This window comes from Enterobacter cloacae complex sp. 370H10 (assembly GCF_050031535.1).
Classification (GTDB): domain Bacteria; phylum Pseudomonadota; class Gammaproteobacteria; order Enterobacterales; family Enterobacteriaceae; genus Enterobacter; species Enterobacter intestinihominis.
Map to the genome: position 1 here is coordinate 150,257 of NZ_JBLGWG010000001.1, position 24,811 is coordinate 175,067.

The window sequence follows — 24,811 nt, forward strand, 5'->3', positions numbered from 1 at the left end:
CCGATCAGGCTTTTTTCCCCCAACCCTGCCACTGTTGCTGGACGTATTTAACCAGCGTACTGCTGCTGATGCTTTCGCCAATCACCGTGAAGAAGCGGGTTGCATAGACCGGTTCAGGCGGCTGTTTCAGCGTGCAGTTCTTCACGCCGCGGAATGGATTACGCGGCTGCGTTGCGGGTGGTTGCGCGCTACCCGGACGGGAAGTATCCACCTGAGGTTCATTGAGCAGATCGCTCGGACGCACCAGCGTGATATCGGCGGGTAAGCCCGGCAACATTTGCTGCAAAACGCGAACGGTAGACGGATGCGGATGCCCAATGGCAATCGCCGAACCGTTACGGCGCGCCAGCTGTACCGCGCGGTTGAACTGCACGCGGATATCCGCTTCGTTCTGGGAGTCGTCCAGGAAGACTTTGCGCTTGATGACTTTTACACCCGTCCCCTGAGCGGCACGCATCGCCTGGCTGTTGCCGATGGTCATGCTGTCGAGGAAATAGAGATTGTAACGCTCCAGGGCCTGCATCACTTTCAGCATACCGTACAGGCTGGAGGTCATCGCGCTGCCCATATGGTTATTCAGACCCACGGCATACGGCACTTTATTGTACGCATCGCGGATGATCCGATCGATCTCGTCGCTGCTCATGTCCGGACGCAGGGTATCTTTTTCCAGCGGCTGCTTGCTGAGAGGGGCCATCGGCAGATGGATGAGGACCTGATGGCCGCCATTGTGCGCTTTGGTCGCCATTTCATGCGCGTGAGGCGCATTAGGCAGGACGGCGACAGAGATGGCTGACGGCATCGCCAGCACCTGATTTTCATAGTGTGGTCGATAACCGAAGTCATCAATCACAATCGCGAGTTTGCCTGCATAAACCGGTGCAGCCAGCGCCAGTGCGCTGACGACGGAAAAAACAATTCGACGAAATTGAAGCAAAACTTATCTTCCCAACCACGGCTGTGGATTGACCGCCTGACCCTGACGACGAATTTCGAAATAGAGTGACGGGCGGCCCTGACCGCCACTGCTGCCCACAAGGGCAATGGGTTGACCCGCGCGCACCTGAGTGCCAACGCTGACCAGCGCGCTCTGGTTGTAGCCGTAAAGACTCATGTCGCCTTTACCGTGCTCGACCACCACCACGAGCCCGTAACCCTGTAGCCAGTCGGCCAGGATCACGCGGCCATCGGCGATGGCTTTCACTTCGCTACCTTCAGACGCACCGATAACGATCCCCTTCCAACGTAGCTCACCCTGCAACTGTTCGCCATAGCGATGCAGGATCGTACCGCGAACGGGCCAGTAAGCCTGACCACGCGGGGAGCCGAGGCCGCCGGTACGCGACATCAGGGAACGTTCATTTTCAGTCGGTTTGTAGGTGGTGCCTTTCCGGGAGGCTTCCTGCTGCTTATTACGCACCGCCTGCGCTTCGCGCGCTTCTTTTTCGGCGCGCGCTTTGGCCGCGGCTTCTGCCCGGGCAATGCTGTTACGCAGTCTGGATTCGTTGGCGCGCATTTCGCTCAGCTGGCTTTGTCCTGCCTGGATAGAGGACTCCAGCCCGGCGAGCGTCTTCTTACGCTCATTGCGCGCCTGCTCAAGCTTCTCCTGCTGCGCCTGCTGATCGTAGAGCAGCGTTTGCTGCTGGCTCTGCTTCTCTTCCAGCTCGGCTTTTTGCGTGGTGACTTCTTCGCGCGTCTGTTTCAGCTGCGCAATGGTCTCTTGACGAGCCTGGTTGAGATAGCCGAAATAGGCCTGTAAACGCTGACCGCGCTGGCTCTCTTCACCGCTGAGGATCAACTGAAGGCCTGTGTGCTCACCCTGGCGGAAAGCGGCATCAAGCTGTGCAGCAAGGTTCCGCTCCTGGGCATCGCGCTGACGCTCCAGTTTCGCAATCGATGCGTTCATTTCATCGATTTGCTTATTAAGCTGGGCAAGGGTGTTTTGTGTTTCACGCAGCTTACGCGCGGCGGCGGAAATAGCCTCTTCCTGCTTTTTAAGCTGGGCAAGCAGGGCAGAGCGCTGCTGCTGCTGCTGGCGTACCACACGCTCTTTGGCGGCGATATCGGCCTGAATGGATTTGAGCTGGTCGCGGTCATCCGCGTGAGCAGATGCGGCGCACAGCAATACGCCAGCGCTGAGTGCGCTGGCGCAAAGCAGAGGTCTGACTGATAACCGAAACGGCTTCACGACCCATGTGATTGAAAAAATCGCCTTTCCCCTCATGGGGAGCGATTATTCCACGATGAACAGCGGCTTGCCAGTCATCTCTTCAGGGATTTCCATACCCATCAGCGACAACATGGTTGGCGCGATGTCGGAAAGCTTGCCGCCTTCCACTGCTTTCACTGACTTATCACCTACATAAATCAGTGGAACAGGCAGGTTGGTATGGGCGGTATGCGCCTGACCGGTTGCCGGGTCACGCATCTGTTCTGCGTTACCGTGGTCAGCGGTGATCAGCAGCTGGCCGCCCACGGATTCAACCGCTTTCGCGACCTGCTCAACGCAGTGGTCCAGCGCTTCAACCGCTTTAACGGCAGCTTCCATCACGCCGGTGTGGCCCACCATGTCGCCATTCGGATAGTTACAGATGATGGTGTCGTATTTACCGCTTTCGATCGCGGTCACCAGTTTTTCGGTCAGCTCCGCAGAGCTCATTTCTGGCTGGAGATCGTATGTGGCGACTTTCGGTGAGTTAATCAGGATGCGGTCTTCGCCTTTAAACGGCTCTTCTACGCCCCCGTTAAAGAAGAAGGTCACGTGCGCATACTTCTCAGTTTCGGAGATGCGCAGCTGCGTTTTATCGTTTTTCGCCATCCACTCGCCGAAGGTATTTTCCAGGGAAGCGGGTGGATACGCGCATGGGGCTTTGATATCCGCTGCATACTCGGTCAACTGGATGAAATCGATCTTCGCCACTTTCTTACGGGCGAAACCGTCGAAATCGCTGTTGACGAAGGCGCGGGTGATTTCGCGCGCGCGGTCAGCACGGAAGTTCATGAAGATCAGCGCATCGCCATCTTCCATAGCGGCATCGGCCTGGCCTTCAGCGCGGATCACGGTTGCCTTCACAAATTCGTCGTTTTCATCACGCGCGTAAGCCGCTTCCAGGCCTTCAACGGCGGTCGGGAACTGGAACTCGCCTTTTGCCAGGGTCAGCAGATCATAGGCTTGCTCAACGCGGTCCCAGCGGTTGTCGCGGTCCATGGCATAGTAACGGCCAACGATGGATGCCACGCGGCCTTTGCCCAGTGCGGCAAATTTATCTTCAAAGGCTTTCAGAGAACCTTTTGCGCTGCGTGGCGGCGTATCGCGACCATCCAGGAAGGCGTGCAGATAGATTTTTTCCGCACCGCGCTCAGCGGCCAGCTCTACCATCGCCATGATGTGATCTTCGTGGCTGTGAACGCCGCCCGCAGAGAGCAGGCCCATAATATGAACGGCCTTGCCTGCGGCAACGGCTTTATCAACTGCTCCGGTGAGCGTTGGGTTGGCAAAGAATGTACGTTCTTTGATTTCAACGTCCAGGCGCGTCAGGTCCTGATAAACGATACGGCCTGCGCCCAGGTTAACGTGACCCACTTCAGAGTTGCCCATCTGACGATCCGGCAGGCCGACTTCCAGACCAGACGCATCAATCAGGGTGTGGGGACGTTTTGCCCATAGCGCATCCATAACCGGGGTTTTGGCGTTGAAAATGGCGTTATCCTGTTGATCTTCACGGTAGCCATAGCCATCCAGAATCACCAGTACCATAGGTTTTTTAGAAACCGACATTGCGACAACCTCATGCTCAAGAGACAAAAAATTTGCGTAATTTTACTACAGCTGAATCGATAAAATAGCCGCAGAAGATCAAAGAAAGCGCGGGGGCAAGGCTGTTCTCAGGCCATTTTGAGGCTTTTTTTACGTGGCATGCCGCAGAAAATAGATTAGCTTTATGTCGCTGGCTGTATTTGCCACAGCGCACAGGTATACTCCTGTCCTGGTTTTTTTAATCACTTAGTCGGGAGTTGTTACCCCCCATGCAAGAAATTATGCAATTCGTTAGCCGCCACCCGGTTCTGAGCATCGCGTGGATTGGCCTGCTGGTCGCTGTACTGTTCACCACATTTAAGGGACTGACGTCTAAAATTAAGGTGATCACCCGCGGTGAAGCGACACGTCTGATCAACAAAGAGGACGCCGTGGTTGTCGATCTGCGTCAGCGCGACGATTTCCGCAAGGGCCATATTGCAGGTGCTATCAACCTGCTGCCAGCGGAAATTAAAGCGAACAACATTGGTGAGCTGGAGAAGCATAAAGCCCAGCCGATTATTGTTGTTGACGGCACTGGCATGCAGGCGCAGGAATCTGCCAACGCACTGCATAAAGCAGGCTTTGAAAACGTAACGGTGCTGAAAGAAGGCATCTCCGGCTGGAGCGGGGAGAATCTTCCTTTAGTGCGCGGTAAATAAGGAGTTAAGTGATGGCCAATATTGAGATCTACACCAAAGCAACGTGCCCGTTCTGCCACCGAGCGAAAGCGCTGCTGTCCAGCAAAGGCGTAACGTTTAAGGAACTGCCGATTGATGGTGACGCGATTAAACGCGAAGAGATGATCCAACGCAGTGGTCGCACAACGGTTCCACAGATTTTTATTGATGCGCAGCACATTGGCGGCTGTGATGACTTGTATGCGCTCGACGCCCGCGGTGGACTCGATCCGCTGCTGAGCTAGAGACTTTAGGACAATTAAAAAGGGTTTTTCCATGTCAGAACAAAACAACACCGAGATGACTTTCCAGATCCAGCGCATCTACACCAAGGATGTCTCTTTCGAAGCGCCAAATGCGCCGCACGTTTTCCAGAAAGACTGGCAGCCAGAGGTTAAACTTGATCTGGATACCGCATCCACCCAACTGGCGGATGACGTGTATGAAGTCGTACTGCGTGTCACCGTGACCGCCTCCCTGGGCGAAGAAACTGCATTCCTGTGCGAAGTCCAGCAGGGCGGTATCTTCTCCATCGGCGGCATCGAAGGTAACCAGATGGCGCATTGCCTGGGTGCATACTGCCCGAACATTCTGTTCCCGTATGCGCGTGAATGCATCACCAGCCTGGTTTCTCGCGGTACATTCCCGCAACTGAACCTTGCGCCAGTCAACTTTGATGCGCTGTTTATGAACTATCTACAGCAGCAGGCTGGCGAAGGTGCCGAACAACATCAGGATGCCTGATGAGCACTGTTAATGCGTCAATGACTGTGATCGGTGCCGGCTCTTACGGCACCGCTCTTGCCATCACACTGGCAAGAAATGGTCACGACGTGGTCCTGTGGGGCCACGATCCAAAACATATCGCGACGTTGCAACACGACCGCTGCAACGTGGCGTTTCTCCCGGACGTTCCGTTCCCTGACTCACTGTATCTGGAAAGCGACCTCGCGACCGCGCTGGCGGCCAGCCGCAATATTTTGATTGTGGTGCCAAGCCATGTGTTTGGCGAAGTCCTGCGTCAGATTAAGCCGCTGATGCGTGCGGATGCGCGTATTGTGTGGGCGACGAAAGGGCTGGAAGCGGAAACCGGACGTCTGTTGCAGGACGTTGCCCGCGAAGCGCTGGGAACAGCGATCCCGCTTGCGGTGATCTCCGGGCCGACATTCGCCAAAGAGCTGGCTGCGGGCTTGCCGACGGCGATCTCGCTGGCGTCCACCGACCAGGCATTTTCCGACGATCTTCAGCAACTGCTGCACTGCGGCAAAAGCTTCCGCGTGTACAGCAACCCTGATTTTATCGGCGTACAGCTGGGCGGCGCGGTGAAGAACGTCATTGCCATCGGGGCCGGGATGTCTGACGGCATCGGCTTCGGCGCGAATGCGCGTACGGCGCTGATCACCCGTGGCCTGACCGAAATGTCACGCCTGGGAGAAGCGCTGGGCGCCGATCCGGCCACCTTTATGGGAATGGCTGGGCTGGGCGATCTGGTGCTGACCTGCACCGACAACCAGTCGCGTAACCGCCGCTTTGGCATGATGCTCGGACAGGGTAGCGATGTCAAAAGCGCGCAGGAGAAGATTGGTCAGGTGGTTGAAGGCTATCGCAATACCAAAGAAGTTCGCGAATTGGCGCATCGTTTCGGTGTCGAAATGCCAATAACCGAGGAAATTTATCAGGTATTGTATTGCGGAAAAAATGCGCGCGAGGCAGCATTGACCTTATTAGGTCGTGCGCGCAAGGACGAGCGCAGCAGCAATTAGCCGGGAAGTATCGTCACCTGAATGACCCAGCCAGCGCAGAACTGGCTGGTCATTAACTATCGTCTGGAGCAAGCAATGCCGTGTGAAGAACTGGATATCGTCTGGAATAATATTAAAGCCGAAGCCCGAGCGTTGGCCGACTGTGAGCCCATGCTGGCCAGTTTTTATCACGCGACGCTACTCAAGCACGAAAATCTCGGCAGCGCCCTGAGCTACATGCTCGCCAATAAACTGGCTTCCCCTATCATGCCTGCTATCGCTATTCGCGAGGTGGTGGAAGAGGCCTACGCTGCCGATCCGGAAATGATTGCTTCTGCCGCCTGCGATATTCAGGCCGTGCGCACGCGTGACCCGGCGGTGGATAAATACTCCACGCCGCTGCTGTATCTCAAAGGCTTCCACGCCTTACAGGCGTACCGCATCGGCCACTGGTTATGGAATGAGGGTCGCCGCGCGCTGGCCATCTTCCTGCAAAACCAGGTTTCCGTGACCTTCCAGGTCGATATTCACCCGGCGGCGAAAATTGGCCGCGGGATCATGCTCGATCACGCCACCGGCATTGTTGTCGGTGAAACGGCGGTGATCGAAGATGACGTGTCGATTCTGCAATCCGTTACGCTGGGCGGTACAGGTAAAACCAGCGGCGATCGCCATCCGAAAATTCGTGAAGGGGTGATGATCGGCGCGGGTGCTAAAATCCTTGGCAATATTGAAGTCGGACGCGGCGCAAAGATTGGCGCGGGATCGGTTGTGCTCCAGCCTGTACCGCCGCACACCACCGCCGCTGGTGTCCCGGCGCGCATCGTCGGTAAGCCAGACAGCGATAAACCGTCGATGGATATGGATCAGCACTTTAACGGTATTCACCACACCTTCGAATACGGCGACGGTATCTGAACGCTGGAACACTCAAATAAAAAAGCCCGGTGAGTTAATGCACCGGGCTTTTGATTAGTTGCGGTATAACACTTTGATAATGTGATAGCCGAACTGCGTATGCAGTGGGCCGGTTGGCTCCAGCACCGGGCAGGAGAAGACCACTTTATCAAACGCCGGAACCATCTGGCCCTGGCGGAACTCGCCTAAGTCACCACCGCGTTTGCCTGACGGGCAAATCGAGTGTTTCTTCGCCAGTTTGCCGAAGTCGGCGCCGTTTTTAATCTGTTCGAGCAGATCCTGTGCCAGTTTTTCTTCTTTAACAAGGATATGCAGTGCTGCTGCTGTTTTTGCCATGATCGTGCCTTGAGTCAACGAGTTTACGATCGGTATACTACCACGCGTTTTTCCTCCTCTCCCGACTTTCATTGAGTGATCATTTATGCGTTTAAACCCCGGACAACAACAAGCTGTCGAATTCGTCACCGGACCCTGCCTGGTGCTGGCGGGAGCGGGATCTGGTAAAACACGCGTGATCACCAACAAAATCGCCCACTTAATTCGGGGTTGTGGATACCAGGCGCGCCATATCGCGGCGGTCACCTTTACCAACAAAGCGGCGCGTGAGATGAAAGAGCGCGTCGGCCAGACGCTGGGCCGTAAAGAGGCGCGCGGGCTGATGATCTCCACCTTCCACACGCTGGGTCTGGATATCATCAAGCGCGAATACGCGGCGCTGGGCATGAAGTCCAACTTTTCGCTCTTTGATGACACCGACCAGGTGGCGCTGCTCAAAGAGCTGACGGAAGGGCTGATCGAAGATGACAAAGTGCTGTTGCAACAGCTGATCTCGACGATCTCGAACTGGAAAAACGATCTGATGACGCCGGCCCAGGCTGCGGCAAGTGCCAAAGGCGAGCGTGACCGCATCTTTGCCCACTGCTATGGCCTGTACGACGCGCATATGAAAGCCTGCAACGTACTGGATTTCGACGATCTGATCCTGCTGCCGACGCTGCTGCTTCAGCGGAATGAAGAGGTGCGCGAGCGCTGGCAGAACAAAATTCGTTACCTGCTGGTGGATGAATACCAGGATACCAACACCAGCCAGTACGAGCTGGTGAAGCTGCTGGTAGGACAGCGCGCGCGTTTTACCGTTGTAGGCGATGACGATCAGTCGATTTACTCATGGCGTGGCGCACGTCCGCAAAACCTGGTGCTGCTGAGCAAAGACTTCCCGGCGTTGCAGGTGATTAAACTGGAGCAGAACTACCGTTCTTCCGGGCGTATCCTGAAGGCGGCGAACATCCTGATTGCCAACAACCCGCACGTCTTTGAGAAGCGCCTGTTCTCTGAACTGGGTTACGGGACCGAGCTGAAAGTCCTTAGCGCCAATAACGAAGAGCACGAAGCGGAGCGCGTAACCGGCGAGCTGATTGCCCATCACTTCGTCAACAAAACTGAATACAAGGATTACGCGATCCTCTATCGCGGAAACCACCAGTCGCGCGTCTTTGAAAAGATGCTGATGCAGAACCGCATCCCCTACAAAATCTCCGGCGGTACGTCGTTCTTTTCGCGTCCGGAAATCAAGGATCTGCTGGCCTATCTGCGCGTGCTGACCAACCCGGATGACGACAGCGCTTTCCTGCGCATTGTAAATACGCCGAAGCGCGAGATTGGCTCTGCGACGCTGCAAAAGCTGGGTGAATGGGCGATGACCCGCAACAAAAGTCTGTTCACCGCCAGCTTCGATATGGGGCTGAGCCAGACCCTGACCGGGCGCGGCTATGACGCCTTAACCCGATTTACCCACTGGCTGGGTGAGGTGCAGCGTCTGGCAGAGCGCGAACCCGTGGCGGCAGTACGCGACCTGATCCACGGCATTGATTACGAATCCTGGTTGTATGAAACCTCCGCCAGCCCGAAAGCGGCAGAAATGCGCATGAAAAACGTTAACCAGCTCTTCAGCTGGATGACCGAAATGCTTGAAGGATCTGAGATTGACGAGCCGATGACCCTGACGCAGGTGGTCACCCGCTTCACGCTGCGCGATATGATGGAGCGCGGCGAGAGTGAAGAAGAAGCCGATCAGGTCCAGCTGATGACGTTGCATGCCTCGAAAGGGCTGGAGTTCCCGTATGTCTATCTGGTGGGGATGGAAGAGGGCCTGCTGCCGCACCAGAGCAGCATTGATGAAGATAACGTCGACGAAGAGCGCCGTCTGGCCTACGTGGGGATCACCCGTGCGCAGAAAGAGCTGACGTTTACGCTGTGCAAAGAGCGCCGTCAGTATGGTGAGCTGGTGCGCCCGGAGCCGAGCCGTTTCCTGCTGGAGTTGCCTCAGGACGATCTTATCTGGGAGCAGGAGCGTAAAGCTATTACCGCTGAAGAGCGGATGCACAAGGGGCAAGCCAACGTGGCGAACATACGCGCCATGCTGGCGAAAGCCAAAGAGAAGGGATAACAATTTTGTAGGCCGGGTAAGGCGAAGCCGCCCCCCGGCACGCTTCAAGGGTCACTTCACATCAAGCGCCCAGTGCACATAGCTCTGCCACTGGCACTCCTGCTCGATCAACTCTGCTCCAAGCGGATGATCTTCTAGCCAATTTTCCGGCAGCGTCAGCGTCAGTTTTTCATCGTCTGCCACCAGCGTAATGGCCGGGAGGAGATCGTCGCGACGCCGGCTGGCAAACAGAATCGCCAGACGAAGTAAGCGGCAGAGATGTTCGGCCACGCGCGGCGGTACAGCATTTTGCTGATGGAGTGAAGAGAGGTCAACGGCGTTGGTTTGATTCAGCAGCAGGGTCGCGAGCAATTTTTTCTGCGCGGGAGTGTAGCCCGGCAAATCGAGATTACGCACCAGCCAGGCTGCGTGTAGCGGCGCTTGTTTGTACTCAACGCTAAGCCCAATTTCATGCAACGCACACGCACTTAGCAGCAAATCGCGGCTTAACGGTTCGATATCCCAACGTGGTTTAACCTGATCCGCAAAGAGCGATGCCAGTTGGCCCACTCGCTGCGCCTGATCGGTATCCACAATAAAGCGGCGCTGGACGTTACGTAGCGTACGGCTTCGAATGTCCTGATCCACCGAAAGATGCAGCATCCCATAGACCAGACCTTCGCGCAGTGCGCCGCCTGCCAGGGTCATGCACTGGATGTTTAGCTCGGTAAAAATGGCGATGAGAATGGCTAGCCCGCTGGGGAAGACCAGCGCACGTTCGAGCGTCAGCCCTTCAATTTCCAGCTCTTCCAGACGACCACATTGAATGGCGCGCTGTTTAAGCTGCTGGAGTTTAGCAAGCGTGATCCGCTCATCCATCCCCTGCGCCATCATGATTTCCTGCAACGCCTGTACAGTTCCTGACGCCCCAACACACACTTTCCAGCCGTGGTAGCGCAGTTCGTCCATGACCGGACGCAGCACTTCACGCGCGGCATTTTCAGCCTCGTCGAAGTTTTCTTGCGCGAGATTGCGGTCAGTAAAGTAGCGCTCAAGCCAGGTTACGCAGCCCATCGACAGACTGAACAGCGAGGTCGCCTGGGCACCCGTGCCGGTCACCAGTTCAGTACTCGCGCCGCCAATATCCACCACCAGACGGCGATCGTCGCCCCCGGTAGTGTGCGCCACACCCTGATATATCAGACGCGCTTCTTCTTCACCGCTGATGACTTGCACCGGGCAGCCGAGAATTTCCTGCGCTTTGGCAATAAAATCGACGGCATTAACCGCCAGACGGAGCGTCGCGGTCGCGACAACGCGGATTTGGGCATGCGGTATGTCCTGCAGACGCTCTGCAAAGAGGCGCAGACACTGCCAGCCACGTTCCATGGCTTCGGGAGAGAGGTGATTATCGCTGCTCAGGCCCGCCGCCAGGCGGACCTTGCGCTTGATGCGCGTCAGCGTCTGTATGCTTCCCGCCACCTCGCGTACAACCAGCATATGAAAACTATTCGAACCGAGATCAATTGCCGCATAGAGCGAGGTGGAACTGAGCATCATTTTTTAACCTGAACGACGACGATTACGCGGCGCACCGCCGGAACGACGCGGGCCATTACCGGTACGTGGACGGGTAAGGCGCTTAGGTGGCGGCAGTTCGCTCATCAGCGCGTCCGGATTGTATTTACTCTGTGGAATAGAGTGACCGATATAGGTCTCAATGGCCGGAAGGTTCAGCGCATACTCTTCACATGCAAGGCTGATGGAGTGACCGCTTGCGCCGGCACGACCGGTACGACCGATACGGTGTACATAGTCTTCACAGTCATCTGGCAGGTCATAGTTAAAGACGTGCGTCACGGCTGGAATGTGCAGGCCACGGGCCGCCACGTCGGTTGCGACCAGAATATCAAGGTCGCCACGAGTAAATTCGTCGAGAATGCGCAGGCGTTTTTTCTGCGCCACGTCGCCGGTCAGCAGGCCCACACGGTGACCATCTGCTGCCAGGTGGCCCCAAATATCTTCACAGCGGTGTTTGGTGTTCGCAAAGATGATCGCGCGATCCGGCCACTCTTCTTCGATCAGGGTTTGCAGCAGGCGCATTTTCTCTTCATTAGAAGGATAGAAGAGCTCTTCTTTAATGCGGTGCCCGGTTTTCTGCTCCGGTTCTACTTCCACATATTCCGCATTGTTCATCTGCTCGAATGCGAGTTCACGTACGCGGTATGACAGGGTTGCGGAGAACAGCATGTTCAGACGCTGGTTTGCCGCAGGCATTCGGCGGAACAGCCAGCGGATGTCTTTAATGAAGCCCAGATCGTACATGCGGTCTGCTTCATCCAGCACCACGACCTGGATTGCGCCGAGGTTGATATGGTTCTGTTTAGCGTAGTCGATAAGACGGCCTGTGGTCCCAATCAGGATATCCACGCCGCTTTCCAGCACTTTCAGCTGTTTATCGTAGCCGTCGCCGCCATAGGCCAGGCCAAGTTTCAGGCCAGTGGCTTGCGCCAGGGGCTCAGCGTCTGCGTGGATCTGTACCGCCAGTTCTCGCGTCGGGGCCATAATTAGCGCGCGCGGCTGGTTAACTTTGCGGTCTGCAATCGCTGGGTGAGAAAGTAAATAATGAAACGTTGACGTTAAAAACGCCATCGTTTTGCCAGTACCGGTTTGCGCCTGCCCTGCAACATCACGACCGGCCAGCGTCAGCGGCAGGGCGAGAGCCTGAATGGGCGTGCAGTTATGAAACCCTTTAGTTTCAAGGGCTTCGATCACCTTTGGGTGCAGGGCGAAGTCGGAAAACTTCTGTTCTGTTAAATGTGTTTTGCTCATAGTGTGGTAGAATATCAGCTTACTATTGCTTTACGAAAGCGTATCCGGTGAAATAAAGTCAACCTTTAGTTGGTTAATGCGACATCAACACGTCGTTGGTGGAGACAAAACCAACGTACCAGGCTTATTCCTGTGGAGTTATATATGAGCGATAAAATTATTCACCTGACTGACGACAGTTTTGACACGGACGTACTTAAAGCTGACGGGCTGATCCTCGTTGATTTCTGGGCTGAATGGTGTGGTCCTTGCAAAATGATCGCTCCGATTCTGGATGAAATCGCTGACGAATATCAGGGCAAACTGACCGTTGCCAAGCTGAACATCGACCAGAACCCGGGCACTGCGCCAAAATACGGTATCCGTGGCATCCCGACCCTGCTGCTGTTCAAGAACGGTGACGTGGCGGCGACCAAAGTGGGCGCACTGTCCAAAGGTCAACTGAAAGAGTTCCTGGACGCTAACCTGGCGTAAGGTTTCTCCGCTGAGCGTCCAGAGCGCCTAATTAATGGTGAGCTCTGGACGCCCGGCTTTAGTCGTGCTAAGTTAGCTATGACTACGTTTTAAACATATCTTGTTGTTTGAATCTTGTTTTACCCGATACTTCCCGTTGTTAACTTAAACAGTGCGTGAAGTTGCTAGATTCCGGGCTTGTCACTCAATCCGTCTTGTCGTTTCAGTTCTGCGTTCTTTCCCTGTGACCAGACAGCGAACAGACATGAGGTGATGGCCGCTAAACAGGCATGGATGACCCTGCCATACCATTCACAACATTAAGTTCGAGAATCACCCCGAGTTTAAGAACCCACACCATTATGAATCTTACCGAATTAAAGAATACGCCGGTTTCTGAGCTGATCACTCTCGGCGAAAATATGGGACTGGAAAACCAGGCTCGTATGCGCAAGCAGGACATCATTTTCGCCATCCTGAAGCAACACGCTAAGAGTGGCGAAGATATCTTTGGCGACGGTGTGCTGGAGATACTGCAAGACGGATTTGGTTTCCTCCGCTCTGCAGACAGCTCCTACCTCGCCGGCCCTGACGACATCTACGTATCCCCTAGCCAAATCCGCCGTTTCAACCTCCGCACTGGTGACACCATTTCAGGTAAGATTCGTCCTCCAAAAGAGGGTGAACGCTACTTTGCGCTGTTGAAGGTTAATGAAGTCAACTACGACAAACCGGAAAACTCCCGCAATAAGATCCTGTTCGAGAACTTAACGCCGCTGCACGCGAACTCTCGTCTGCGTATGGAGCGTGGTAACGGGTCTACTGAAGACTTAACCGCTCGTGTGCTGGATCTGGCATCGCCAATTGGTCGTGGCCAGCGTGGTCTGATTGTGGCGCCACCAAAAGCCGGTAAAACCATGCTGCTGCAAAACATCGCGCAGAGCATTGCTTACAACCATCCAGACTGTGTGCTGATGGTGCTGCTGATTGACGAACGTCCGGAAGAAGTGACCGAGATGCAGCGTCTGGTGAAAGGGGAAGTGGTTGCGTCAACCTTCGACGAGCCTGCTTCCCGCCACGTTCAGGTTGCGGAAATGGTTATCGAGAAGGCGAAACGCCTGGTTGAGCACAAGAAAGACGTGATCATCCTGCTTGATTCCATTACCCGTCTGGCGCGTGCCTACAACACCGTGGTGCCGGCTTCCGGTAAAGTACTGACCGGTGGTGTGGATGCCAACGCCCTGCATCGTCCGAAGCGTTTCTTCGGTGCGGCGCGTAACGTGGAAGAGGGCGGTAGCCTGACCATTATCGCGACGGCGCTGATCGATACCGGCTCCAAAATGGACGAAGTTATTTACGAAGAGTTTAAAGGTACAGGCAACATGGAACTGCACCTTTCTCGTAAAATCGCAGAAAAACGCGTCTTCCCGGCGATTGACTACAACCGTTCCGGTACCCGTAAAGAAGAGCTGCTTACCACTCAGGAAGAGCTGCAGAAAATGTGGATCCTGCGCAAAATCATCCATCCAATGGGCGAAATCGACGCAATGGAATTCCTCATTAACAAACTGGCGATGACTAAAACGAACGACGATTTCTTCGACATGATGAAACGCTCGTAACGCAAATAATCCCAGTAAACGCCACGTTTTTACGTGGCGTTTTTTATTTATGGACTATACGCTATTACCACACACTCCCAATTTTGACCGGTCGGTGCGACAATAAGAAAATTCGCACAGTAAAAATATTAATAGCTTGAATAATAAACAAATGGGTCGCAAGAGGTGTGCTTTATGCCTTCTGGCTTGATGCCATCATGGTTATACTTCTTTGACTAACATATGTTGAGAACATCCGTTGTGAACCTATTCGATACGTTTGCTGAACTCACCAGTATTTTTTTGTTCACTACTTGCTTTCTTTTTTTAGCACGTAAGGTAGCAAAATATGTCGGTTTAGTGGACAAACCTAACTTCCGTAAACGGCACCAAGGTATGATTCCCTTGGTGGGCGGAATCTCCGTTTTTGCAGGTGTTTCTTTCACTTTTGCTATCGCGGATTACTATATCCCACATGCCAGGCTGTACCTGTGCTGTGCGTCTGTTCTGGTTGTTGTGGGGGCACTTGATGATCGCTACGATATCAGTGTAAAAATTCGAGCCTTCGTGCAGGCTGCAGTTGCTCTTGCCATGATGGTGGCGGCAAACCTTCACCTTAGCAGTCTTGGATACATTTTTGGTTCTTGGGAGATGGTACTTGGGCCGTTTGGTTACTTCCTTACACTCTTTGCCGTATGGGTCGCCATCAATGCATTTAATATGGTAGATGGGATTGATGGTTTATTGGGCGGACTATCTTGTGTTTCATTTGCTGCCATTGGCATAATCTTATGGTTTGATGGTCAATACAGCCTGGCAATGTGGTGTTTTGCTATGATTGCGGCCATTCTGCCCTATATTCTTTTAAATCTTGGCGCGCTGGGCCGTCGCTATAAAGTCTTTATGGGCGATGCGGGTAGCACATTGATTGGTTTCACTATTATCTGGATCTTATTGGAAACCACTCAGGGTAAAACACATCCAATCAGCCCGGTTACAGCGCTTTGGATCATTGCCATTCCGCTGATGGATATGGTGGCGATTATGTATCGTCGTCTGCGTAAAGGAATGAGCCCATTTTCTGCGGACCGGCAGCATATTCATCATCTGATTATGCGCGCCGGCTTCACGTCTCGTCAGGCCTTTGTGCTGATTACGCTAGCGGCTGCTATTCTGGCTGCGATTGGCGTTGCCGCGGAATACGCTCATTTCATTCCTGAATGGGTAATGTTGGTATTATTCTTGCTAGCATTTTTCATGTACGGTTACTGCATCAAGCGTGCATGGAAAGTCGCGCGTTTTATTAAACGTTTAAAACGCAGGATGCGTCGGAACAGTGGCAAAAACACAACTTTAACTAAGTAAAACCGGGACTATGATGACTCAACCGTTGGCGGGAGCGAAATCAGTGGGCACTGAGAACGAGCTGGATATTCGTGGTTTGTTTCGAGTGTTATGGCAGGGCAAACTGTGGATTGTGGGGATTGGCCTGGGGTTCGCGCTGTTAGCGCTTGCCTACACCTTCTTTGCGAAACAAGAGTGGAGCGCCACGGCGATCACAGACCGACCAACGGTGAATATGCTTGGAGGCTACTACTCCCAGCAGCAATTCCTGCGTAATCTTGATATCAAGGCCAATCTGGCGACCCCGGATCAGGCCTCGGTAATGGATGAGTCCTACAAAGAGTTTGTGATGCAGCTGGCGTCGTGGGATACACGTCGCGATTTCTGGTCCCAGACAGACTACTACAAGCAGCGCATGGTCGGTAACAGCAAAGCGGATGCCGCGCTGCTGGATGATTTAATCAACAACATTCAGTTTATGCCTGGCGATGTGCTCCGTAACGTTAGCGACAGCGTGAAGCTGATTGCGGAAACGGCGCCGGACGCCAATAACCTGTTGCGTCAGTACGTTGCTTTTGCCAGCCAGCGTGCGGCCAGTCATCTGAATGACGAGCTGAAAGGCGCCTGGGCTGCGCGAACTATCCAGATGAAAGCGCAGGTCAAACGTCAGGAAGAGGTCGCTAAGGCCATCTTCGCCCGTCGCGTGCATAATATTGAGCAGGCGCTGAAGATTGCGGAACAGCACAATATTTCCCGTAGCGAAACGGATGTTCCGGCTGACGAACTCCCTGATTCAGAAATGTTCCTTCTTGGTCGCCCAATGCTTCAGGCACGTCTGGAAAATATCCAGGCCGTTGGCCCTGACTTTGACCTTGATTACGACCAAAACCGCGCCATGCTCAATACGCTCAACGTCGGTCCAACGCTGGACCCGCGTTTTCAGACCTATCGTTATTTAAGAACGCCTGAAGAGCCTGTAAAACGCGATAGTCCGCGTCGCGCATTCCTGATGATCATGTGGGGGATTGTGGGCGCACTGACTGGCGCTGGCGTAGCGTTATTACGTCGCCGCACAAACTAAGAACGCCGTCTACGATGAAGGCTTCGGCCTTCATCGTCTAATCGAAGAGAATCGATGTGAAAGTACTAACCGTATTTGGCACCAGGCCGGAGGCCATCAAGATGGCGCCTCTGGTTCATGCGCTGGCCAGAGATCCTGATATTGAAGCGAAAGTGTGCGTGACTGCCCAGCACCGTGAGATGCTCGATCAGGTCTTAACCCTCTTTTCTATCGTCCCGGATTACGATCTCAATATAATGAAACCGGGACAGGGACTGACGGAAATCACCTGCCGTATTCTGCAAGAATTAAAGCCTATTCTGGAGTCGTTCAAGCCGGATGTAGTGCTGGTGCACGGCGACACCACCACCACCGTGGCGACCAGCCTGGCCGCGTTCTATCAGCGTATCCCTGTTGGCCATGTCGAAGCGGGACTGCGTACCGGCAATCTTTATTCCCCGTGGCCGGAAGAGGCCAACCGTACGCTCACCGGTCACCTGGCGATGTACCATTTTGCGCCAACCGAGAACTCACGTCAGAACCTGCTGCGCGAAAATATCAGCGACAGCAAAATCTTCGTTACCGGCAATACGGTCATTGATGCGCTGATTTGGGTGCGTGACCGCGTGCTGGCTAACAGCGAGCTTCAGGCAGAACTCGCTGCGCGCTATCCGTTCCTGAACAACGGCAAGAAAACGATTCTGGTGACGGGACACCGCCGCGAAAGTTTTGGCCGTGGCTTTGAGCAAATCTGCCACGCGCTGGCTGAAATCGCCGCGCAGAATGAGGATGTGCAGATTGTCTATCCGGTGCACCTTAACCCTAACGTCAGCGAACCGGTCAACCGTATCCTGGGCCACGTGGAAAACGTGCTCCTGATAGAGCCGCAGGACTATCTGCCATTTGTCTGGCTGATGAACCACGCCTGGCTGATCCTGACCGATTCTGGCGGCATTCAGGAAGAGGCGCCTTCCCTCGGTAAGCCGGTACTGGTGATGCGCGAAACCACTGAACGTCCGGAAGCGGTCACTGCCGGTACCGTGCGTCTGGTGGGAACGGATCCGCGTCGTATTGTCGAAGAGGTCACGCGCTTACTGCATGACGAAGAAGAGTATCAGGCGATGAGCCGTGCCCATAACCCGTACGGGGACGGGCAGGCTTGTGGACGTATTTTGCACGCACTTAAACACAATCGGGTAACGCTATGAGTTTTACTACCATCTCTGTTGTTGGTCTCGGCTATATCGGGCTGCCTACTGCGGCGGCCTTTGCCTCTCGTCAAAAGCAGGTTATTGGCGTAGATATCAACGCGCATGCGGTAGAAACCATCAACCGTGGCGAAATTCATATCGTGGAGCCCGATCTCGATCGTGTGGTGAAAAAGGCGGTGGACGGTGGCTTCCTGCGCGCCAGCACCACGCCGGTAGAAGCCGATGCGTACCTGATTGCGGTGCCTACGCCCTTTAAAGGCGATCACGAGCCTGACATGGTTTACGTCGAGGCGGCGGCAAAATCCATTGCGCCTGTGCTGAAGAAAGGGGCACTGGTTATTCTTGAGTCCACTTCACCTGTTGGGGCAACCGAGCAGATGGCACAGTGGCTGGCCGAGGCGCGTCCCGATCTCAGCTTCCCCCAGCAGGCGGGCGACCAGGCCGATATCAACATCGCCTACTGCCCTGAGCGCGTACTGCCAGGCCAGGTGATGGTGGAACTGATTAAAAATGACCGCGTGATTGGCGGCATGACCCCAGTCTGCTCCGCGCGCGCCAGCGAGCTGTATAAGATCTTCCTTGAAGGCGAATGCGTGGTGACCAACTCCCGCACCGCCGAGATGTGCAAACTGACCGAAAACAGCTTCCGCGATGTTAACATTGCATTTGCGAATGAACTGTCGTTGATTTGCGCCGATCAGGGGATTAACGTCTGGGAACTTGTTCGCCTTGCCAATCGTCACCCACGCGTGAACATCCTTCAGCCGGGGCCGGGTGTGGGTGGGCACTGTATCGCTGTCGATCCGTGGTTTATCGTGGCGCAGAATCCGGAACAGGCGCGCCTGATTCGCACCGCGCGCGAAGTAAACGACCACAAACCGCACTGGGTTATCAACCAGGTGAAAGCCACGGTGGCGGATTGCCTCGCCGACAGCGGTAAACGTGCCAGTGAGCTGAAAATTGCCTGCTTTGGTCTGGCATTCAAACCGAATATTGACGATCTTCGCGAAAGCCCGGCAATGGAAATTGCCGAAACGATCGCAGCCTGGCACAGCGGTGAAACGCTGGTGGTTGAGCCGAATATTCATGCGTTGCCGGCAAAACTTGCCGGTCACTGCACCCTTACCGCACTGGATGACGCGCTGGCGACGGCGGATGTGCTGGTGCTGCTGGTGGATCACAATGCGTTTAAAGCGGTCTCCGCTGATGCCGTGCGTCAGCAGTATATTGTTGATACTAAGGGCGTTTGGCGTTGATTACTCTCAACGGCGTGCTGGAGTCCCTTGAGTGGGAAAGCGTATTTTTTTCGCTCCCCTCAGCGATAGTGCGTCTGCGCGATAACGCTCCTGCGTTGCAGGACGCAGACTTCAGCGCCTGGCAGCGCGTACAGGCTAAGATCCCGGCGGACCGCGCCGATCTGCTGGACGCGCTCCAGCAGCACGGATTCCGGCTGGTCGAGGGCGAGGTTGATCTCTCTGTTACCGTGGCCCGCCACGGCTCACCGGGCGCGGAAATTGCAACGGAGCAGGATATCCCCGCGCTGCGCAAGATGGCGGCGCTGGCTTTCGCTCAAAGCCGTTTCCGGACGCCCTGGTATGCGCCCGATGACAGCGGCCGCTTTTATGCCCGGTGGATAGAGAATGCGGTTAAAGGCACGTTTGACCACGTCTGTCTGGTGTTCCGTACTGCCGGGGGGCAGATTCAGGGTTTTGTTTCGCTTCGCAGGCTCAACGAGCACGAGGCGCGCATTGGTTTGTTAGCCGGGCGCGGCATGGGCGAAAAACTCATGCAGGCGGCGCTGCACTGGGCGGAGCAACAACAGGTATCGACGCTGCGGGTCGCAACCCAGATGGGCAACACCGCTGCGCTTAAACGTTATATTGCGAGTGGTGCCAGCATCGACGCCACCGCCTACTGGTTATACAGGTGACAAGATGATTCCATTTAACGCGCCTCCCGTTGTGGGCACTGAACTTGATTACATGCAGTCGGCTATGGGCAGCGGCAAGCTCTGTGGCGACGGTGGTTTTACCCGTCGCTGCCAGCAGTGGATGGAGCAACGTTTTCACAGTGCCAAGGTGCTGCTGACGCCGTCCTGTACCGCATCGCTCGAAATGGCCGCGCTGCTGCTGGATATTCAGCCCGGCGATGAAGTGATCATGCCGAGCTACACCTTCGTCTCCACGGCGAACGCGTTTGTCCTGCGCGGGGCGAAAATCGTGTTTGTGGATATCCGTCCGGATACCATGAACATCAACGAAACGCTGATTGAAGCGGCGATCACCGACAAAACGCGGGCGATTGTTCCGGTGCATTACGCGGGCGTGGCCTGTGAAATGGACACCATCATGGCCATCGCCAAAAAGCACAACCTGTTCGTGGTGGAAGACGCCGCGCAGGGCGTGATGTCCACCTACAAAGGTCGCGCGCTGGGAACCATCGGTCATATCGGTTGCTTTAGCTTCCACGAAACCAAAAACTACACCGCAGGCGGCGAAGGCGGCGCGACGCTGATTAACGATCGTGCCCTTGTGGAGCGTGCGGAAGTGATCCGTGAAAAAGGGACCAACCGCAGCCAGTTCTTCCGCGGTCAGGTGGATAAATACACCTGGCGCGATATCGGCTCAAGCTACCTGATGGCGGACTTGCAGGCCGCGTATCTCTGGGCGCAGCTGGAAGCGGCAGAGCGAATCAATCTGCAACGCCTCTCCCTGTGGCAAACCTACTACGACGCGCTGGAGCCGCTGGCTAAAGCCGGACGTATTGAACTGCCGACTATTCCGGCAGACTGCATCCACAACGCCCACATGTTCTATATCAAGCTGCGCGATAACGACGATCGCAGCAAGCTGATTGCCTGGCTGAAGGAGGCGGTAATTATGGCGGTATTCCACTATATTCCGCTGCACTCCAGCCCGGCTGGCGAAGCCTTCGGGATGTTTGCCGGTGAAGACCGCTACACCACCAAAGAGAGCGAACGTCTGCTCCGCCTGCCCCTGTTCTACAACCTCGCGCCGGTGAACCAGCGTACGGTGATCAATTCGCTTCTGAGTTATTTCGCCTGATATGTCTCTGGCAAAAGCGTCGGTGTGGACGGCAGCGTCCACGCTAGTAAAAATTGGCGCCGGGTTACTGGTCGTCAAGCTGCTGGCCGTCTCATTTGGTCCGTCAGGCGTTGGGCTGGCAGGGAACTTCCGCCAGCTGGTCACGGTGCTTGGCGTGCTGGCAGGTGCCGGGATATTCAATGGCGTCACCAAATACGTCGCGCAGCATCATGACGATGCCGAAAAGCTTCGCACGGTGGTGGGCACCTCCTCTGCTATGGTGCTGGGCTTCTCTACGTTGCTGGCCATCGTCTTTTTGCTGGCGGCGGCACCTGTTAGTCAGGGACTGTTCGGACACACGCACTATCAGGGACTGGTGCGCCTGGTGGCGTTCGTTCAGATGGGGATCGCCTGGGCGAACCTGCTGCTGGCGCTGATGAAAGGCTTCCGTGATGCCGCCGGGAATGCGCTGGCGCTGATCCTCGGCAGCATCATCGGCGTTATCGCCTACTACTTTTGCTATCGACTGGGCGGCTATGAAGGCGCGCTGCTGGGGCTGGCGCTGGTGCCTGCGCTCGTTGTCATTCCGGCAGCGTTTATGCTGATGCGCAGAGGCAATGTCCCGCTGAGTTACCTGAAACCGCAGTGGGACAAGATGCTGGCGGGGCAGCTAGGAAAGTTTACCCTGATGGCGCTCATCACTTCGGTAACGCTTCCCGTGGCTTACGTGATGATGCGAAACCTGCTGGCAGCGCATTACAGCTGGGATGAAGTGGGGATCTGGCAGGGCGTAAGCAGCATTTCAGATGCTTACCTCCAATTTATTACGGCTTCCTTTAGCGTCTATTTGCTGCCAACCTTATCGCGCCTGACGTCCAGGCAGGATATTACCCGCGAGATTTTTCGCGCCCTGCGTTTCGTGTTGCCGGCCGTTGCGATCGCCAGCTTTACCGTCTGGTTACTGCGTGATTTCGCCATCTGGCTGCTGTTTTCGGCGAAGTTTACCGCCATGCGCGATCTGTTTGCCTGGCAACTGGTCGGCGATGTGCTGAAAGTGGGGGCATACGTTTTCGGCTATCTGGTGATTGCGAAGGCTTCGCTGCGGTTGTATATCCTGGCAGAGATCGGCCAGTTTGCGCTGCTAACGGCATTTTCTCACTGGCTGATCCCCACCCACGGTGCGCTGGGGGCGGCGCAGGCCTATATGGCAACTTATATCGTTTATTTCGCTGCCTGTTGCGGCGTATTTTTACTTTGGCGTAAACGCGCATGACTGCACTGATACACATACTGGGATCGGATATCCCGCATCATAACCAGACCGTTCTGCGGTTCTTCAACGATGAACTGGCATCCGGCACGCCCGATGCGCGTGAGTTTATGGTCGTTGGATGCGATAACGGCCTGAGCGCGGCGTGTCCGGCATTGCATATCACCTTCTGGCCAGACAAAGCGGCGCTGACGAAGGCCGTGGTTGCTAAAGCCAAAGCGGATCGAAGCCAACGTTTCTTCTTCCATGGACAGTTCAATACCGGACTGTGGCTGGCGCTGTTAAGCGGCGGGATCAAACCTTCTCAGTTCAGCTGGCATATCTGGGGAGCGGATCTCTACGAAGTCTCCCGTGGCTGGAAGTTCCGACTTTTCTATCCGCTGCGTCGTCTGGCGCAGGCGCGCGTGGGCTGCGTTTTTGCTACCCGAGGCGATCTCAACTATTTTGCTAAACAGCACCCGAAGGTTCGCGGGGAGCTGCTCTATTTCCCGACCCGTATGGATCCGGCGCTGAACACCATGGCGAATGACACGGTTCGAGAGGGCAAGCTGACCATCCTGGTGGGGAATTCCGGCGATCGCAGTAACGAGCATGTCGCGGCGCTGAGGGCGGTGCATCAGCAGTTTGGCGACACGGTGAACGTGGTGGTGCCGATGGGCTATCCCGCCAATAACGACGCCTACATCGATGAAGTTCGCCAGCAGGGGCTTGCGCTGTTTAGCGCAGAAAACCTGCACATTCTCAGCGATAAGCTGGAATTTGATGACTATCTCGCGCTGCTGCGAAAATGCGATCTGGGCTATTTCATCTTTGCCCGTCAGCAGGGGATTGGCACGCTGTGTCTGCTGATTCAGGCGGGCGTACCCTGCGTGCTCAACCGCGAAAACCCGTTCTGGCAGGACATGGCCGAGCAGCATATTCCGGTGCTGTTTACCTCTGACACGCTTAATGTCGAGGTGGTACGGGAAGCGCAGCGTCAGCTCACGCTGGTTGATAAAAATAGCATCGACTTTTTCAGCCCGAACTACCTCACGCCGTGGCACCGCGCGCTGCGTATTGCTTCAGGAGACAACGCATGAGCCAGTTGCAGTTTAGCGGCTTGCTGGTGGTCTGGCTGCTGAGCACGCTGTTTATCGCCACGCTCACCTGGTTTGAATTCCGGCGGGTACGTTTTAACTTCAACGTATTCTTCTCGCTGCTGTTTTTGCTGACCTTTTTCTTTGGCTTCCCGCTGACCAGCATCCTCGTGTTCCGCTTTGATGTTGGCGTCGCGCCGCCGGAAATCTTGTTGCAGGCGCTGCTCTCTGCGACCTGCTTCTACGCGGTGTACTACGTCACTTATAAAACGCGCCTGCGAGCGGCAAAAGACACCACCCCTCGTCGTCCGCTGTTTACCATGAACCGGGTAGAAACCCATCTGACGTGGGTTATGCTGATGACTATCGCCCTCGTTAGCGTGGCGATTTTCTTCATGCATAACGGCTTTTTACTGTTTAAGTTGCAGTCCTATAGCCAGATTTTCTCCGCCGAAGTCTCCGGCGTCGCGCTCAAGCGTTTCTTCTATTTCTTTATCCCGGCGATGCTGGTGGTCTTTTTCCTGCGTCAGGACAGCAAAGCCTGGCTATTCTTCCTGGTCAGCACCGTCGCATTTGGCATTCTGACCTACATGATCGTCGGCGGCACCCGCGCCAACATCATTATCGCCTTCGCGATTTTCCTGTTTATCGGCATTATTCGCGGCTGGATCTCGCTGTGGATGCTGGCGGCGGCAGGCGTCTTTGGCATTGTGGGGATGTTCTGGCTGGCGCTGAAGCGCTACGGGCTGAACGTGGCCGGCGACGAAGCGTTTTACACCTTCCTGTATCTGACGCGCGACACCTTCTCGCCGTGGGAAAACCTGGCATTACTGCTGCAAAACTACGACAAAATCGAATTCCAGGGGCTGGCGCCGATTGTTCGCGATTTCTATGTCTTTATACCGACGTGGCTGTGGCCCGATCGTCCCGGCATTGTCCTGAACACGGCGAACTACTTCACCTGGGAAGTGCTGAACAACCATTCGGGTCTGGCGATTTCCCCAACCCTGATTGGCTCGCTGGTAGTGATGGGCGGAACGTGGTTTATCCTGCCTGGCGCGATCGCGGTAGGGCTGATAATAAAATGGTTCGACTGGCTATATACGCTGGGTAACGAAGAGACCAACCGCTACAAAGCCGCTGTTTTGCACAGTTTCTGTTTCGGTGCCATTTTCAATATGATCGTTCTGGCGCGCGAGGGGCTGGATTCATTCGTCTCACGCGTGGTGTTCTTTATGGTCGTTTTCGGACTCTGTCTGCTGCTGGCAAAACTGCTGTACTGGTTGTTTGACAGTGCAGGGCTTGTGCACAGACGTGAGCCACAGGGCAGCACAACGCTGTCGCAAGTCTGAGTAGGGA

General features: G+C 55.1%; 23 protein-coding genes. 17 read left to right on the forward strand and 6 right to left on the reverse strand.

The window, feature by feature from the left end:
• Positions 1-4 precede the first annotated feature (4 nt).
• Genes ACQG2Q_RS00760 through gpmM form a run of 3 tightly spaced genes read right to left on the reverse strand, consistent with a single transcriptional unit; the run spans position 5 to position 3,778 of the window.
• Positions 5-937: a divergent polysaccharide deacetylase family protein gene (locus tag ACQG2Q_RS00760; protein WP_032622054.1), complete on the reverse strand. Its 933-nt coding sequence runs from the start codon at positions 935-937 to the stop codon at positions 5-7.
• A gap of 3 nt (positions 938-940) precedes the next feature.
• On the reverse strand, positions 941-2,200 hold the full coding sequence (gene envC, locus ACQG2Q_RS00765) for a murein hydrolase activator EnvC (RefSeq protein WP_230259580.1): 1,260 nt from the start codon (positions 2,198-2,200) through the stop codon (positions 941-943).
• A gap of 33 nt (positions 2,201-2,233) precedes the next feature.
• Complete coding sequence (gene gpmM / locus ACQG2Q_RS00770; protein ID WP_048966556.1) at positions 2,234-3,778, reverse strand: 2,3-bisphosphoglycerate-independent phosphoglycerate mutase; 1,545 nt, start codon at positions 3,776-3,778, stop codon at positions 2,234-2,236.
• A gap of 248 nt (positions 3,779-4,026) precedes the next feature.
• Between gpmM and ACQG2Q_RS00775 the strand changes: the two genes are divergently transcribed.
• The 5 genes from ACQG2Q_RS00775 (at position 4,027) to cysE (ending at position 7,136) form a co-directional block, all read left to right on the forward strand.
• Positions 4,027-4,458 carry a rhodanese-like domain-containing protein gene (locus ACQG2Q_RS00775; protein ID WP_003860840.1) on the forward strand — a complete coding sequence of 144 codons (432 nt, stop codon included), beginning with the start codon at positions 4,027-4,029 and terminating at the stop codon, positions 4,456-4,458.
• 11 nt (positions 4,459-4,469) lie between these two features.
• Positions 4,470-4,721, forward strand: a complete 252-nt coding sequence (gene grxC, locus ACQG2Q_RS00780; RefSeq protein ID WP_003860837.1) for a glutaredoxin 3 — start codon at positions 4,470-4,472, stop codon at positions 4,719-4,721.
• 31 nt (positions 4,722-4,752) lie between these two features.
• A complete protein-coding gene (gene secB / locus ACQG2Q_RS00785) occupies positions 4,753-5,220 on the forward strand; it encodes a protein-export chaperone SecB (protein WP_003860835.1) in 468 nt (155 codons plus the stop codon).
• The gene (gene gpsA / locus ACQG2Q_RS00790) at positions 5,220-6,239 is read left to right on the forward strand and encodes an NAD(P)H-dependent glycerol-3-phosphate dehydrogenase (protein WP_006812398.1); all 1,020 of its coding nucleotides are present in this window, start codon (positions 5,220-5,222) and stop codon (positions 6,237-6,239) included. Before secB ends, gpsA begins: the two co-directional genes overlap by 1 nt.
• 75 nt (positions 6,240-6,314) lie before the next feature.
• On the forward strand, positions 6,315-7,136 hold the full coding sequence (gene cysE, locus ACQG2Q_RS00795; RefSeq protein WP_022646641.1) for a serine O-acetyltransferase: 822 nt from the start codon (positions 6,315-6,317) through the stop codon (positions 7,134-7,136).
• A gap of 54 nt (positions 7,137-7,190) precedes the next feature.
• On the opposite strand, the gene ppiC is transcribed toward cysE, so the two are convergent.
• The gene (gene ppiC, locus ACQG2Q_RS00800; protein WP_006812396.1) at positions 7,191-7,472 is read right to left on the reverse strand and encodes a peptidylprolyl isomerase PpiC; all 282 of its coding nucleotides are present in this window, start codon (positions 7,470-7,472) and stop codon (positions 7,191-7,193) included.
• Between the two features lie 85 nt (positions 7,473-7,557).
• On the opposite strand from ppiC, the gene rep reads away from it, so the two are divergent.
• Positions 7,558-9,582, forward strand: coding sequence for a DNA helicase Rep (gene rep, locus ACQG2Q_RS00805; RefSeq protein ID WP_022646642.1), 2,025 nt, complete (start codon positions 7,558-7,560; stop codon positions 9,580-9,582).
• Positions 9,583-9,633: 51 nt separating this feature from the next.
• Here the strand turns inward: rep and gppA are convergent, their stop codons facing one another.
• On the reverse strand, positions 9,634-11,118 hold the full coding sequence (gene gppA / locus ACQG2Q_RS00810; RefSeq protein WP_038416966.1) for a guanosine-5'-triphosphate,3'-diphosphate diphosphatase: 1,485 nt from the start codon (positions 11,116-11,118) through the stop codon (positions 9,634-9,636).
• A gap of 6 nt (positions 11,119-11,124) precedes the next feature.
• A complete protein-coding gene (rhlB, locus tag ACQG2Q_RS00815) occupies positions 11,125-12,393 on the reverse strand; it encodes an ATP-dependent RNA helicase RhlB (RefSeq protein WP_022646644.1) in 1,269 nt (422 codons plus the stop codon).
• A gap of 144 nt (positions 12,394-12,537) precedes the next feature.
• Between rhlB and trxA the strand changes: the two genes are divergently transcribed.
• The 11 genes from trxA to wzyE all read left to right on the forward strand — a co-directional run bounded on the left by trxA (position 12,538) and on the right by wzyE (position 24,804).
• Positions 12,538-12,867 (forward strand): thioredoxin TrxA, encoded by a 330-nt coding sequence (gene trxA, locus ACQG2Q_RS00820; protein ID WP_006812392.1) that lies wholly within the window; start codon positions 12,538-12,540, stop codon positions 12,865-12,867.
• A gap of 341 nt (positions 12,868-13,208) precedes the next feature.
• Positions 13,209-14,468 carry a transcription termination factor Rho gene (gene rho / locus ACQG2Q_RS00825; protein ID WP_001054528.1) on the forward strand — a complete coding sequence of 420 codons (1,260 nt, stop codon included), beginning with the start codon at positions 13,209-13,211 and terminating at the stop codon, positions 14,466-14,468.
• Positions 14,469-14,690: 222 nt separating this feature from the next.
• Positions 14,691-15,812, forward strand: coding sequence for a UDP-N-acetylglucosamine--undecaprenyl-phosphate N-acetylglucosaminephosphotransferase (wecA, locus tag ACQG2Q_RS00830; RefSeq protein ID WP_047359830.1), 1,122 nt, complete (start codon positions 14,691-14,693; stop codon positions 15,810-15,812).
• Positions 15,813-15,825: 13 nt separating this feature from the next.
• Positions 15,826-16,872, forward strand: a complete 1,047-nt coding sequence (gene wzzE, locus ACQG2Q_RS00835; RefSeq protein WP_022646646.1) for an ECA polysaccharide chain length modulation protein — start codon at positions 15,826-15,828, stop codon at positions 16,870-16,872.
• Between the two features lie 56 nt (positions 16,873-16,928).
• Positions 16,929-18,059 (forward strand): non-hydrolyzing UDP-N-acetylglucosamine 2-epimerase, encoded by a 1,131-nt coding sequence (gene wecB, locus ACQG2Q_RS00840; protein ID WP_032622055.1) that lies wholly within the window; start codon positions 16,929-16,931, stop codon positions 18,057-18,059.
• The gene (wecC, locus tag ACQG2Q_RS00845) at positions 18,056-19,318 is read left to right on the forward strand and encodes a UDP-N-acetyl-D-mannosamine dehydrogenase (protein ID WP_023299034.1); all 1,263 of its coding nucleotides are present in this window, start codon (positions 18,056-18,058) and stop codon (positions 19,316-19,318) included. Before wecB ends, wecC begins: the two co-directional genes overlap by 4 nt.
• Entirely contained in the window at positions 19,315-19,992 is a 678-nt protein-coding gene (rffC, locus tag ACQG2Q_RS00850; RefSeq protein ID WP_023299035.1) for a dTDP-4-amino-4,6-dideoxy-D-galactose acyltransferase, read from the forward strand. Before wecC ends, rffC begins: the two co-directional genes overlap by 4 nt.
• A gap of 4 nt (positions 19,993-19,996) precedes the next feature.
• Positions 19,997-21,127, forward strand: coding sequence for a dTDP-4-amino-4,6-dideoxygalactose transaminase (gene rffA, locus ACQG2Q_RS00855; RefSeq protein WP_063850222.1), 1,131 nt, complete (start codon positions 19,997-19,999; stop codon positions 21,125-21,127).
• A gap of 1 nt (position 21,128) precedes the next feature.
• On the forward strand, positions 21,129-22,379 hold the full coding sequence (gene wzxE, locus ACQG2Q_RS00860; RefSeq protein ID WP_023299037.1) for a lipid III flippase WzxE: 1,251 nt from the start codon (positions 21,129-21,131) through the stop codon (positions 22,377-22,379).
• A complete protein-coding gene (locus tag ACQG2Q_RS00865) occupies positions 22,376-23,455 on the forward strand; it encodes a TDP-N-acetylfucosamine:lipid II N-acetylfucosaminyltransferase (protein ID WP_023305223.1) in 1,080 nt (359 codons plus the stop codon). The genes wzxE and ACQG2Q_RS00865 overlap by 4 nt, the downstream gene beginning before the upstream one ends.
• Positions 23,452-24,804: an ECA oligosaccharide polymerase gene (gene wzyE / locus ACQG2Q_RS00870; RefSeq protein ID WP_017693948.1), complete on the forward strand. Its 1,353-nt coding sequence runs from the start codon at positions 23,452-23,454 to the stop codon at positions 24,802-24,804. The genes ACQG2Q_RS00865 and wzyE overlap by 4 nt, the downstream gene beginning before the upstream one ends.
• Positions 24,805-24,811 lie beyond the last annotated feature (7 nt).

Coding starts and splice junctions, on each gene's coding strand:
- gppA (WP_038416966.1), bottom strand. CDS start 11,118: ATGCTCAGTTCCACCTCGCTCTATGCGGCAATTGATCTCGGTTCGAAT.
- wzzE (WP_022646646.1), top strand. CDS start 15,826: ATGACTCAACCGTTGGCGGGAGCGAAATCAGTGGGCACTGAGAACGAG.
- rhlB (WP_022646644.1), bottom strand. CDS start 12,393: ATGAGCAAAACACATTTAACAGAACAGAAGTTTTCCGACTTCGCCCTG.
- secB (WP_003860835.1), top strand. CDS start 4,753: ATGTCAGAACAAAACAACACCGAGATGACTTTCCAGATCCAGCGCATC.
- wzyE (WP_017693948.1), top strand. CDS start 23,452: ATGAGCCAGTTGCAGTTTAGCGGCTTGCTGGTGGTCTGGCTGCTGAGC.
- grxC (WP_003860837.1), top strand. CDS start 4,470: ATGGCCAATATTGAGATCTACACCAAAGCAACGTGCCCGTTCTGCCAC.
- wecA (WP_047359830.1), top strand. CDS start 14,691: ATGTTGAGAACATCCGTTGTGAACCTATTCGATACGTTTGCTGAACTC.
- gpsA (WP_006812398.1), top strand. CDS start 5,220: ATGAGCACTGTTAATGCGTCAATGACTGTGATCGGTGCCGGCTCTTAC.
- wzxE (WP_023299037.1), top strand. CDS start 21,129: ATGTCTCTGGCAAAAGCGTCGGTGTGGACGGCAGCGTCCACGCTAGTA.
- cysE (WP_022646641.1), top strand. CDS start 6,315: ATGCCGTGTGAAGAACTGGATATCGTCTGGAATAATATTAAAGCCGAA.
- ACQG2Q_RS00775 (WP_003860840.1), top strand. CDS start 4,027: ATGCAAGAAATTATGCAATTCGTTAGCCGCCACCCGGTTCTGAGCATC.
- rep (WP_022646642.1), top strand. CDS start 7,558: ATGCGTTTAAACCCCGGACAACAACAAGCTGTCGAATTCGTCACCGGA.
- rffA (WP_063850222.1), top strand. CDS start 19,997: ATGATTCCATTTAACGCGCCTCCCGTTGTGGGCACTGAACTTGATTAC.
- rho (WP_001054528.1), top strand. CDS start 13,209: ATGAATCTTACCGAATTAAAGAATACGCCGGTTTCTGAGCTGATCACT.
- ppiC (WP_006812396.1), bottom strand. CDS start 7,472: ATGGCAAAAACAGCAGCAGCACTGCATATCCTTGTTAAAGAAGAAAAA.
- trxA (WP_006812392.1), top strand. CDS start 12,538: ATGAGCGATAAAATTATTCACCTGACTGACGACAGTTTTGACACGGAC.
- gpmM (WP_048966556.1), bottom strand. CDS start 3,778: ATGTCGGTTTCTAAAAAACCTATGGTACTGGTGATTCTGGATGGCTAT.
- ACQG2Q_RS00865 (WP_023305223.1), top strand. CDS start 22,376: ATGACTGCACTGATACACATACTGGGATCGGATATCCCGCATCATAAC.
- wecC (WP_023299034.1), top strand. CDS start 18,056: ATGAGTTTTACTACCATCTCTGTTGTTGGTCTCGGCTATATCGGGCTG.